The sequence below is a fragment of the Labilibaculum sp. K2S genome (genome assembly GCF_030372765.1).
GTDB lineage: Bacteria > Bacteroidota > Bacteroidia > Bacteroidales > Marinifilaceae > Labilibaculum.
In genome coordinates this window covers 1-12,106 of record NZ_JAUCMW010000009.1, presented here as the reverse complement: position 1 = coordinate 12,106, position 12,106 = coordinate 1, and the positions used below count along the sequence as shown (strand labels likewise).

Annotated in this window: 13 protein-coding genes; 7 read left to right on the top strand and 6 right to left on the bottom strand. The window is 36.8% G+C overall.

The genetic code is table 11. The features are described 5' to 3' along the window. Positions 1 to 170: 170 nt before the first annotated feature. The 5 genes from cobA to QUH73_RS11645 all read right to left on the bottom strand — a co-directional run bounded on the left by cobA (position 171) and on the right by QUH73_RS11645 (position 5,519). Positions 171 to 989, bottom strand: a complete 819-nt coding sequence (cobA, locus tag QUH73_RS11665; protein ID WP_289530615.1) for a uroporphyrinogen-III C-methyltransferase — start codon at positions 987 to 989, stop codon at positions 171 to 173. Positions 990 to 1,185: 196 nt separating this feature from the next. Next, positions 1,186 to 2,889: an NADPH-dependent assimilatory sulfite reductase hemoprotein subunit gene (locus QUH73_RS11660; RefSeq protein WP_289530614.1), complete on the bottom strand. Its 1,704-nt coding sequence runs from the start codon at positions 2,887 to 2,889 to the stop codon at positions 1,186 to 1,188. A 96-nt stretch (positions 2,890 to 2,985) separates the two neighbouring features. Continuing rightward, positions 2,986 to 4,761, bottom strand: coding sequence for an assimilatory sulfite reductase (NADPH) flavoprotein subunit (locus QUH73_RS11655; RefSeq protein ID WP_289530613.1), 1,776 nt, complete (start codon positions 4,759 to 4,761; stop codon positions 2,986 to 2,988). Positions 4,762 to 4,794: 33 nt separating this feature from the next. Next, positions 4,795 to 5,277, bottom strand: a complete 483-nt coding sequence (locus QUH73_RS11650; RefSeq protein ID WP_289530612.1) for a precorrin-2 dehydrogenase/sirohydrochlorin ferrochelatase family protein — start codon at positions 5,275 to 5,277, stop codon at positions 4,795 to 4,797. An 11-nt stretch (positions 5,278 to 5,288) separates the two neighbouring features. Beyond that, the gene (locus QUH73_RS11645; RefSeq protein ID WP_289530611.1) at positions 5,289 to 5,519 is read right to left on the bottom strand and encodes a DUF2061 domain-containing protein; all 231 of its coding nucleotides are present in this window, start codon (positions 5,517 to 5,519) and stop codon (positions 5,289 to 5,291) included. A 724-nt stretch (positions 5,520 to 6,243) separates the two neighbouring features. Between QUH73_RS11645 and QUH73_RS11640 the strand changes: the two genes are divergently transcribed. The 7 genes from QUH73_RS11640 (at position 6,244) to QUH73_RS11610 (ending at position 9,967) form a co-directional block, all read left to right on the top strand. Beyond that, positions 6,244 to 6,498, top strand: a complete 255-nt coding sequence (locus QUH73_RS11640) for a hypothetical protein (RefSeq protein ID WP_289530610.1) — start codon at positions 6,244 to 6,246, stop codon at positions 6,496 to 6,498. 107 nt (positions 6,499 to 6,605) lie between these two features. Continuing rightward, the gene (locus QUH73_RS11635; RefSeq protein ID WP_101310164.1) at positions 6,606 to 6,860 is read left to right on the top strand and encodes a hypothetical protein; all 255 of its coding nucleotides are present in this window, start codon (positions 6,606 to 6,608) and stop codon (positions 6,858 to 6,860) included. A 17-nt stretch (positions 6,861 to 6,877) separates the two neighbouring features. Beyond that, entirely contained in the window at positions 6,878 to 7,066 is a 189-nt protein-coding gene (locus tag QUH73_RS11630; protein WP_101310165.1) for a PspC domain-containing protein, read from the top strand. Between the two features lie 254 nt (positions 7,067 to 7,320). Next, positions 7,321 to 8,034 (top strand): hypothetical protein, encoded by a 714-nt coding sequence (locus QUH73_RS11625; protein WP_289530609.1) that lies wholly within the window; start codon positions 7,321 to 7,323, stop codon positions 8,032 to 8,034. 130 nt (positions 8,035 to 8,164) lie between these two features. After that, complete coding sequence (locus QUH73_RS11620; protein ID WP_289530608.1) at positions 8,165 to 8,545, top strand: nucleoside triphosphate pyrophosphohydrolase family protein; 381 nt, start codon at positions 8,165 to 8,167, stop codon at positions 8,543 to 8,545. Between the two features lie 16 nt (positions 8,546 to 8,561). After that, positions 8,562 to 9,353: a PhzF family phenazine biosynthesis protein gene (locus QUH73_RS11615; RefSeq protein WP_289530607.1), complete on the top strand. Its 792-nt coding sequence runs from the start codon at positions 8,562 to 8,564 to the stop codon at positions 9,351 to 9,353. 38 nt (positions 9,354 to 9,391) lie between these two features. Beyond that, positions 9,392 to 9,967 (top strand): pentapeptide repeat-containing protein, encoded by a 576-nt coding sequence (locus QUH73_RS11610; RefSeq protein WP_289530606.1) that lies wholly within the window; start codon positions 9,392 to 9,394, stop codon positions 9,965 to 9,967. Between the two features lie 154 nt (positions 9,968 to 10,121). On the opposite strand, the gene QUH73_RS11605 is transcribed toward QUH73_RS11610, so the two are convergent. After that, positions 10,122 to 11,792 carry an alanine/glycine:cation symporter family protein gene (locus QUH73_RS11605; RefSeq protein WP_289530605.1) on the bottom strand — a complete coding sequence of 557 codons (1,671 nt, stop codon included), beginning with the start codon at positions 11,790 to 11,792 and terminating at the stop codon, positions 10,122 to 10,124. Between the last annotated feature and the right edge of the window lie 314 nt (positions 11,793 to 12,106).

Genomic DNA, 12,106 nt, shown 5'->3' with positions numbered 1-12,106 from the left:
TGTTAATCAGTATATAGGACGCCGTGAACTCGAATTAAGTTACAGCTCAAATAAAAAAAGCAGAAATTCATAAGAAAGCCTGCTTTTGATATTTTGAAGAAAAGACGATTACGTTGAGTGGAGTGTTGCACAGAATCTATTTGTTCTGCTCTGCATATTCATCTGAGTTTTTAAAACAGGTTTAAAAATGGTTGTCTGATAAAGTTTTTAATTCTACTCGAAACGGCCACTTTGCCTCTTAAACTGACTTCACGGCTTCCGGGAATTTGAGTGTGATTTCCCAATACAATTACCGCTGGCGAAGCCGGCAATTCGCTGTTTTTTATTTGGCTGAAAAACTTTGTGTTCCCGCTTATCGCATCACTGTCTGTATAGCTGACTTTCGATATTACGTTGATATTGGTTTCCTTCGATAATTTTTTGTGAAGCTCATTGGCCATGTCTTTTAAATGTTCCAGTCCCATATAGATTACAACGGTATCGTCATTCTCAATTTCCCGGATAATTTCGTTTAAAGCACTTTTTTCACCACCAACTTTTACTGCAGAATGAAAATGAATGCCCGATGATTTGCCTCGTTCTGTAAGCGGAATCCAAAACTCGCTGGAGGCGGCCATAGCAGCGCTGATTCCCGGAATCAGTTCAAACTCTAAACCCGCTTCCAGCAGGAAACGAATCTCCTCAACACCTCGGCCGTAAACCATTGGGTCGCCCGATTTCAATCTCACTACCTCACTGCTCAGCAAGTAATACATCAGCATCTGATCGTGAATGTACTCTTGCCTGCTTACGGGATTTTTGCCATCGCCCGAACGTTTCCCTACATTAATAAGAATTGCTTTATTGGGAAAGAGAGCTTGCACTTCATCAGTTATTAAGGCATCGTATAAAATTACATCTGCATTCTGAATGCTTCGTAAAGCTTTTATTGTGAGCAGATCGGCAGCACCGGGGCCGGCACCAACAATCCATATTTTTCCGTTTTTCATACTGTATATATTTGTTCTTTTCATTTTACCCCTAAATCCCCTGAAGGGGACTTTTGATCATTAGGGAAAATTAAAGGGAGTGCTATTAAACTTTAAAAACTAAGAGCTGTAAATCAAAGTCCCCTTTAGGGGATTTAGGGGTTTCCGAACTTTTGGACTTTCAACTTTTGGACTTTCAAGACTTTTCAAGACATTTTTAATGCTTAAAATCCCTTGGATTCACAATTTCGGCAACATATTGTTTACGGATTACAAAATCACCAAATTCTTCACCTTTTGTTCTGTTTTCCGAATAATCCTTAAGAATCGGACGAAGTTCATTCAGTATTTCTACTTCGTTCACATTTTCGCGATACAGGTTATTCAGGCGTGTTCCCTTAAAATTGCCACCCAAATAGAAATTGTACCTTCCAGGAGCTTTTCCGATAAAGCCTATTTCGGCTACGTATGGTCTTCCACAACCATTGGCACAACCCGTCATTCGAATCGCAATTTCATCCTTGGTTAAGCCAAACTCCTGAAGGCTGTCATCAATTTTATCGATTAAGAAAGGAAGATATCTTTCTGCTTCAGCAAAAGCCAGACTACATGTGTTTAGTGCAACACAGGCAATAGAATTGGCTCTGGTTCCCGAAATTGCCTGAGGTAAAAGTTGGTTCTTTTTCAGAATCTGATTGATTTTAGCTTTGTTCTCTTCCTCAATCTTGCCTAGAATCAGGTTTTGATTTCCCGTTAACCTGAAATCTGAAATATTCAGGCTTGCGATTTCCTGCAATGCCGATTTTATTTTAATCTGATCAACATCTTTTACTCTTCCGCCTTCAATAAATAGGCTCAGATACCACAATCCATCTTTGGTTTTTTGCCATCCGAATTTATCACCATTACGAACCAAAGCATAGCTTCTTTCTTTCCCTAAAGAATATCCCAGTCGTTCATTCAGAAGTTCTTTGAATTTATCAACACCAATTCGGTCGATGGTATATTTTAAACGGGCATTCTTTCTAACTTTTCGATTTCCCAGCTCCTTTTGCAAGAGCACCACTTTTTCCGCAACATCTACAGTGTTCTCAACCGAAATAAAACCCAGAACATTGCCCAATCGGGGATAAGTTTCAGCATCGCCAAAAGTTGTTCCCATTCCACCACCTACCGCAATATTGAATCCTTCCAGCACACCATTGTTTTCAATGGCAATAAATCCCAAATCCTGAGTGAAAATATCTGTATCGTTAAAAGGGGGAGTGGTAAATCCAATTTTAAATTTTCGTGGCAGATAAACCGGTCCGTACAAAGGTTCTATTTCGCCGGCACTTCCTTCAGCCACTTTCTTTTGGTCGAGCCAGATTTCGTAGTAAGCAGGAGTTCTCGGCGTTAAATGATCGCTCACCTTGCCAGCCCATTTTTGTACCTGATCGAAAACTTCGGATGCATACGGATGAGGACTGGCCATCACGTTTCTATTCACATCACCACAGGCTGCAATGGTATCGAGCAATGCCTTGTTTATGGATTGGATACTTGTCTTTAGGTTTCCTTTCAAAACACCATGAAACTGAAATGCCTGTCTGGTGGTTAATTTGATGGTTCCGTTGGCATATTTATCTGATATTTGATCGATTTGCAACCATTGTTTGGCATTTACAACACCGCCAGGCACTCTCACCCGAATTAAAAAGGAGTAATCGGGTTCCAGTTTGGTTTTCTTTCTTTCCCGTTCGTTATCCCGATCGAATTGCTGGTAAATACCATGAAATTTAGAGACTTGCCTATCGTCAAGAGCAATGGCTCCGGTAATTGGGTCAGCAAGACTGGCCTTAAGTGTTCCGCGCAAATAGTTGCTTTCGGTTTTTATTTTTTCGACTTCGGACAATTCTGCCCAGTTGATATTATCTGACATAGTTTTTTGAATTATAACCTGACAGCGTCGTAAGACCTGTCAGCGTTTGGATGATTTAGACTCAGACAGGTTTTTCAAACTCTGTCAGGTCTCTGTTTAGTAAACATCAAGCAGGAATCGTTTTTCTCTTTTCAGGTTTTTAAGATATTCCTCCGCTTTTTCAGGAGTTATTCCTCCTTCATTCTGAATGATTTCCAGTAAGCTTGTCTGAACATCTTTGGCCATGTGTTTTTTGTCTCCGCAGATGTAAAAATGAGCACCGTTTTCGAGCCATTGGAAAACTTCTTTTCCATTTTCTTTCAGTCGATGCTGCACGTAAGCTTTTTCTTCCTGATCTCTTGAAAAGGCAACATCCAATTTATGCAGTGTCCCTTTCTTAAGGAATTTTTGCCATTCTACCTGATAGAGAAAATCCTTTTTAAAACGCTGATTTCCGAAAAACAACCAGCTTTTTCCTTTCGCGCTATTTTGCTCCCGTTCCTGCAAAAAGCTTCGGTAAGGAGCCACGCCGGTTCCTACGCCAACCATAATCAACGGTTTGTTTTCATCATCCGGCAAACGGAAAGATTCATTTTTATCAATGTAAATGGGCAAATGGTCGCCTACATTAATTTCATCGGTGATGTAGCCCGAACAAGCTCCGTTTCTGTCGCGCTTTTTGCGATTGTATCGAACCGAAGCAATGGTAATGTGAACTTCTTCGGGGTTTGAACTTGGACCTGATGAAATGGAGTAGAGGCGCGCATACAAAACCCGAAGAGTGGATAAAAATTGGTCGCTGGTAATTTCTCCTTTAAAATCCTCCAGCAAGTCGTAAGCATCTGCTCCGTGAAGATAGTTTTCCAATTCATCTTCATTATTCAATAGCAGTTCAAGATCCTTATTCTGAGTTATGGCATTGTATTTTTCAAGAACCTCGCGATTCAAAACGGTTATCTCCAACTTGTTTTGTAAGGCTCGAAATAAACTAAGTTCTTTCTCACCAACGGTAACTATTCGTTCCGGATCGTCTTCCAACTTGTCAATTAGCAAGTTTACCAAATCAATAGGGTTATTGGGAAGAATTCCAATGCTGTCGCCAGCTTTATATTCTATGCCGGAATCAGCCAAAGATATTTCAACATGGTAAATTTCCTTTTCAGAATCGGGTGTGGTAATTCTCACCTTTTCAAGAACTTCAGCATAGTAGGGATTGGCGCGGTTAAATTTTTTCTTTGGCAGAGAAGCACCTGCAGATTGTGTTGAAACAGCGACTTCGGATACTAAGTTCTTCAATTCACCAATCACGTTTTCGATCCATTGTTCTGCGATTTCTTCGTAAGCAACATCACTGGTTTGAACCGGCAAAATTGCCTGCGCACCTAATTTTGCGAAAGTCTGGTCGAAATCAATTCCTGTCTGGCAATATTTTTTGTATGTTTTGTCACCCAAGGCAAGTACGGCATATTTGGTATCCGGCAATTTTGGCGCTCTTGTGCCATGTACATACTCGTATAAATCTTCAGCCTGAATAGGAGCTTCACCTTCACCATGTGTACTTACGATCAGGAAAAGGTATTTTTCCTTTTTCAAATCATTTTTTTTGTAAAAGTCAAGGCCTTGTATCTTAGCATTAAAGCCAAGTGCCAAAACTCTATCGTGAAGATCCATAGCTATTTCCTTACTATGTCCGGTATGTGTACCAAATAAAATAGTGATGCTTTCCGAAAGTTTTTGACTGGAAATAACCGGAACACCAATTGCATTCGTTTTTTTATTAATAATCCCCGATAGGTATCCGTTTACCCAAACCAATTGCTCGGCAGATAAATTTTGAATCAGCTGATTTAGCTGAGATAATTGTTCATGATTGATTTGAAATTCTTTTCCCATGTTCTTTCAGTTATAGAAAATGTTAAGCCTTTATTAGTTAGCAATTAGTTGTTTTTGAAGCTGGTAATTTTCGAAGTAATCTTTCAGTTGATTTCGCACCCGAATTGATTCGTAAACATCTTCACCATTTGAACTTACAGCAATGCTAATGTTCGATTGTTTGTAAATAGCCGGAGAAACAAATTCACAAAAATCTGGTTGATCGTGAACATTTAACAGAACTCCGGCTTCTTTTGTATCTCTTATTAATTGTCTCACAAAAGCAGGGTCTTCAACACAGCTGTATATTAGAAAATAATCTTTTAGCACTTCTTTGTTGTACTGTTTCTCGTAATAAATCACACCTGCATTTTTAATCCAGTTAATGATCTTGGGAGCAATCACCTCAATTAGATGTGTGCTCCGTTGTAATATTTTAAGCTTTTTATAAGCATCTTCACCGCCTCCAACAATGAGTATTTTTTTGTCTGTGATATCTAAGGCAATCGGTAAAAATTGTTTTTTCTGATTCGACATGATTTTTCTTTTTAAATGTGATAATCAATGGTATGTTCTTTTTCTTTTCCTAATTGGATTTTATTCCATGTTCTTTCATGGATAAAATAGAGTCCCATTTTTGTAAACAACTCAACTCCGCCAATCGACATGGCCCATTTTAAATCTCCAATTACTAAATAGGAGATTAAGATGGTATCAATTGTTCCTATCGTTCTCCACGAAATAGTTTTTAGTACACTTCGGTATGTTTTTTCCTTCATTTTAATCGACTTACAAGAATAAAAAAAGTCCTTCTGCATTGCAGAAAGACCCGATATGTAATGTTCACTTAAGTACATAACGAATTCTGCTAGGGTGGATTCCATAACATACACATACAACAACACATTGCTGCATTGATTCTGTTCTTTGTATGATTTGAATTTTTTTTCATTCCTGAGTGAAAAATATATTCCTGATTTGATTGAGATGATAGTTGAGATCATTGTTCTGGATATAAAAAAAGCCTTTTTGCTGTTGCAAAAAGGCTTTTTGAGAATATCCTGATATCTAATTCATCAATTTAAGCTGTTCCTTTTTGCATAACAATACTCTCCATACACATACAACATGTTGTACACATACACAAAGACATTTTGTTATTTTGAAGAAATTGACTCATTGCTAAATTAGGATATTTTGATCTGTTTATCGGATACAAGTTTAGGAAGATATATCGAGGATTCCAACAAAGAGATAATAAAAAAGACTGTTTTGTCTTTTTTATTATTTAAAAGAAACGTTTGCATGAAGAATGACATCTATAGCTTAATTAGTCTTTTAATCAGTGTGTTGTGTTTATTTTTATTGGGGGAATTATTTAAACTGTATTTTTTAAGAAGACAACATCTTCCGGTCCGGAAGAAAAAAAATAAGATTTTTTTTACATTAAATTATTCATTTAGTAGTTCTGTCACAGTAAACTTGTTGAATGAATATTCAAATATGGCCAGAAAAAATAGAATTGTAAGCTTTCATAAGATGAAGCGGGAAGTTGTACATCTGATTCATAAAAAATATCCTTTGGGCTGGGATGACGAGATTAAATTTTACAATTTAGGAGCCGGGAAAAGTTTTTATGCTTTTAATTTTATAACGGAAGAGTATAATTATCTGGTTAAAGTCGATATGAATGTTGATTATTTTGTGGAGGGAGTTGAGTTTGAAGAACCTAAAAATGAGGAAGCTGATTCATATTAAGTTTACTTGAGAAATAAAAAATAAGAATTAATAAATAGTTAAGTCTATTTTGTTGCTTGGAGTTCAATCTCTTCCTATATTTACATCACAAAATTAAATCAAAAATTATGCTTCCAAAGTTTTTATTAGCAGACAATTCACAAGAGTTACCAGATACTCTTTTTATCGTTCACACGCGTTCGCCAAAGTGTATTATTGAATGCGATGTTGAGGATTTTAATTCTAACCAAACTGTTTATTGGTTGGAGAAAACCCCGGAAGATCAAAATCTGATTGAAGATTTGATGGATGAGGCTGAAACCTTCTATAACGATGAGTTAGAAAATCAGGAAGACCTTTACGATGAGGAGTTTGATGATTAATTTGTAAAACAAAGATCATGAGTAAGAAATTGAAACGATCATCGGATAAGATGATTGCAGGTGTTTGCGCAGGCATTGCAGAATATTTAGGATGGGAAATTAGTCTTGTTCGGGTAGCTTATGTATTGCTCTCAATATTTAGTGCAGGATTTCCAGGTCTGTTGGTTTACATTATTCTTTGGTTCGTATTGCCTGAAAATAATTAGAGAATACATTGTTAGTACATAAAAGGGAAGAGCAATAGCTTTTCCCTTTTTTTTATGTGCAAATCCGTGCAGTTTATCGGGGATAATAGTGGACAATTTGCTGTGTTTAATAACAGTTGATATAGGAGATATTTATCATGATTTCCGTTTTCTTTTTCTTCTATTTTTGCACCGATTTTAACAAGCAGGAGGGAATACATTTTAAAATGCAAGCTCTCTTTATACTAACAACAACACCTTAATTTTTTTTACTGATGACGTTTTTTAAATCTATCATATTGATAGGATTATTACTTATCTGCGGGGGAGTAAAAGCAGACAATTTACCATCAAAAACCAGAGTGAACAGTAGTGTTGATCTGGTTAGCCGTCATTTGTGGCGGGGGTTTAACAGTGGCACTGCACCGACTATCGAGCCTACTTTAGAATTACAAACCGGCAAGTTCACAGTTGGTGCCTGGGGGGCATATTCTTTCGATGAGAGTTATCAGGAAATCGACTTGTATTTACAGTACAACACACCGTTGTTTCAATTTAGTTTATTCGATTTTTATTGTCCTGCTCCTGACTTTACAAATTCAAAGTTTTTTGATTTTAACAGCAATGAAAGTGTTCATTTATTTGATGTTTCGGCAAAGTATAAAGGCTGTGAAAAATTTCCAATCTCCGTAATGACTTCTGTTTTGTTTTATGGCGAAATGGATCGTGATGAAAACAATGACCAACGTTATTCAACTTATTTCGAATTTGGATATTCAAATTTTATTGGTGGAAAAAAATTCTCATGGGCTTTAGGTCTTACACCTTTTAAAGGGATGTATGATGACAAAATGAATGTAGTTAATGTGAACATGACTATATACAATAAGATTAAATTGAGTGATCAGTTTTCATTACCTGTTCGGGGTGGTCTTACTTTGAATCCTGTTACAGAAAAACTATTTCTGACATTTGCGGTTACTCTGTAATATTGAATTTAAATATTTGAAAAAGGCTGTTCCGAACAGCCTTTTTTTATGCAATCGGCTCGACAATTATAAAAGAATTGGTGATATTTAAACTTTAAATCCATTTTAAGGAAAATTGAATGAAAAGAGTATGACAGCATTGGAAAAGGTGAATGAGTTTCACAAAGCATTTGGTGTAAATGTGGAAAAGACACCAGTAATTCCCGCAAAAGAAAGATGTGAATTAAGACAAAATATCATCCAGGAAGAAGTTGATGAACTGAAAGTAGCCTGGGAGTCGGGAAACTTAGTTGAGGTGGCGGATGCATTGGCAGATATTCACTACTTGATTATGGGCACTGTGCTCGAATTTGGTCTTCAGGACAAATACGCTGAGATTTTTAGTGAAGTTCATCGAAGTAACATGAGTAAGTTGGATGAAAACGGGAATCCTATCTATCGGGAAGATGGGAAAGTAATTAAGTCGGAATTGTACTCAAAACCAGAGATTGCAAAAATCTTAACCCGTTAGGACAAATAGCTACACTATGAAACTTAAAAAATATCATGTAGATGCCTTCACAAATAAATTGTTTGGAGGAAATCCTGCTTGTGTTATCCCATTAAAAGATTGGTTGCCTGATGAAATCATGTTTTCCATAACCAAAGAGAATAATTTGGCTGAAACAGCTTTCTTTATTGAAATTAAGGATGGATTTCACATTCGTTGGTTTACTCCTGAAGTGGAAATGGATTTATGCGGTCATGCAACATTGGCAACGGCTCATGTGATTAAAAATCATTTTAATTATAAAGGTGATGTAATTCGGTTTCAATCGGCAAGCGGAGAGTTACAAGTGAGTTTTGAGGCTGATAAATATGTGCTGGATTTTCCTTCCCGTATGCCTAAACGATCTGAATTGCCCGAAATTATAAGTGCAGGTTTAAATATTCAGCCCAAAGAGGTTTATTTGGCCAGAGATTATGTGTTGGTTTACGAATCGGAAGAGGAAGTAAAGGCATTAAATCCTGATAAAAATACATTGGAACAAATTGATTTGGGACATGGCGGAATAATTTGCACAGCATTAGGGAATGAAGTCGATTTTGTGTCCCGATTTTTCACCCCCGGAGCAAGTATTTTTGAAGATCCCGTAACAGGATCGGCGCATTGCAGTTTGGTTCCATTTTGGAGTGACCGCTTGAATAAAAATGAGTTATTAGCTTATCAGGTGTCCGATCGGCATGGTGTTTTGTATTGCACCAACAAGACGGATCGGGTATTGCTTCGAGGGAATGCAGTAACCTATAGCATTGGAGAAATTTATTTGAAGCAGTGAGAATAATTTGGGAAATGAACTAGCAAATTTAAAATGAAATGATGCCAAAAGTATATATAGAAGATCAGGTTTTTGAAAAGAAGAATTATTCCTTGGAAGCTTTGCCAAAAGGAGAGTATGAGAATTGTCGTTTTGTGAATTGCTCATTTGCCAACAGCGATTTGTCTGAGAATATTTTTTTAGAATGTGAATTTGATCAATGCGATTTAAGCCTGGCGAAATTAAATTACACGGCTCTGCGCGATGTAGTTTTTAAAACCTGCAAAATGGTTGGGCTTGGATTTCAGGATTGCAATCAATTATTGTTATCGGTTCAGTTTAATGATTGCCAGCTAAAACTGGCTTCTTTTTACAAGTTAAAATTGAAGGCAACCAAATTCATCAATTGTAATTTGCAAGAGGTAGATTTTACGGAAACTGATCTTACCGGATCGACAATGGATAATTGCGATTTGAGCAGAGCTGTTTTCGAATATACAACTATTGAAAAGGCAGACTTACGAAGTTCTTTTAACTATTTGATCAATCCTGAAGTAAATAGAATTAAAAAAGCAAAATTTTCTTTGTTGGGAGTGGCTGGTTTGTTAAGTCAGTTCGATATAGAAATAGAATAAATGAAACGTCCATGTCAAGGTGTTTTGACACACAGAGGGATGATTATTCCAGCATGGTAAGTTCCATCTGACCATAAAATAAAAAATACAAACAGGAAAGAAATTTATCGAAACAAAAAAGAGACTCAATTGAGCCTCTTTTTTATCAGATGATTTATATTTCACCCGGATGTTCTTTTGAAAATTTATCAAGGTAAATGTTCATCGTTCCTTTCATATCTTTTCGCAATAGTAAAATACCAATGAGGTTGGGAAGAGCCATAAGTGCAATGGTAATTCCCGAAAGAGTCCAGATAATAGTTGTATCGGCAAACGAAGCAATAAAGAAGCCAATGCAATAGATGATTCGGTAGGGAAGAACACCTTTTGCACCAAACAGGTAGGTTACCGACCGACCGCCGTAGTAGGCCCAGGCAATAGCTGTTGAAAAGGCAAACAGAAGCAATCCAAGGGAGACAATCCATTTGCCCCATTCTCCAAAATAACTTCGGGTGAAGGCTTCTGCGGTTAAGGGAGCCGAGTGCATTAATGAATTTCCTTGAAAATATTCGCCATTTTCATTTACGTATTTTCCGTTTTCAATGCGAAGTATTCCACTGTACAATTCTTTATCGTTTTTGTAAACTTTCACTTCTTCGGCAAGTGAGCGGGAGTTGATTATAGAAACTGGATTTTGAATAATTCCATTTTTCACTTGTAATTCACCAGAGAAAACGGGCAAATCTGTTTTCCCATTTAAAAAATTAAAAAGTTTATCCTGATCTTTCTTAGTTGAATCGTTATACTGGTCAGCCATAATTACCATATCAGTATTCTGAAATCGGTTGGAAAGTTTTTCTTTCCAAACACCAGACGATAATATCACCAATCCGGTTAAAGAACAAATAATAATGGTATCAATAAATGGTTCCAGAATAGCAACCATTCCTTCAGATACGGGTTCTTCGGTTCGGGCAGCAGCGTGAGCAATTGGCGCGGATCCCTGTCCGGCCTCGTTACTAAATAAACCTCGGTTTACACCACGGTTAAAAGCATAAGCAAAACCAGCTCCCAAGAAACCACCTGTGGCTGCCGTTCCTGTAAATACATTTGCGAATACCGAAACCAGAGAAGGGATGATATTTTCGTAGTTATAAAGAATTACAGATATTGCACCCACAAAATAGATGATAGCCATTGCAGGAACCAGCTTGTCAGTAACCTTTACAATTCTTTTAATTCCTCCTAAAATTACAAATGCGAGCAGTACAGCCAGAACTCCGCCGGTAATCATTTGATCGAAGCCAAAAGTAGAATAAAGCGAACTGGATATGGAATTAATTTGTGGCAGGCTACCGGTACCAAAAGAAGAAACAATTGTCATGGCCGCAAAAAATCCGGCAAGCCAGGGCATTTTTAGTTTGTTTTTCATGTAGTACATCGGTCCACCGGATATGAATCCTTTTTCATCGATTTCACGATATTTATGCGATAGGGTAACCTCAACAAATTTGGTTGTCATACCCAAAAATGCGGTTACCAACATCCAGAATAATGCTGCTGGGCCTCCCAAATAAATAGCAAATGCAACTCCTGCAATATTCCCGGTACCAACAGTGCCGGAAAGCGCAGTGGCTAAGGCTTGAAAATGAGAAGCATCTCCTTTTTCGCCGGGTTTGTCGTATTTTCCCCGAACTACTTTAAGAGCGTGTTTAAAAAATCGGATTTGTGGAAACTTAAGGTAAATGGTGAAAAATATACCAGTGAGAAGCAGTAGAAAAGTAAACCAATTGCTTCCTCCTAAATAGATTTCAATTCCGGCTAAAAAGTCGTTTAATCTGTGCATAAAAATAGGGGATTAGTAATTTTTGGGTTAATAGATTTATTTTAAAATCTTTCTAAGATAAAGGTTTATTTTGAATAGTCTAAAATTGAAATTAAGAAAAGTCTCTTATTGGGAAGTTACACGAACAGGGTGATAATGAATAATACTGTACTGTCTTCATGATAAAATATATTACTTAATACTTTATATAATTTGTTTTTAAATAATAGTTATGTTAAATTAATTGAGTTTTTAATTTAAATTATTTATTAAATATTCACACTAGTGTCCCATTAAAATATAAAAAAGTTCTTTGAAAAAATTGAAATTTAGTT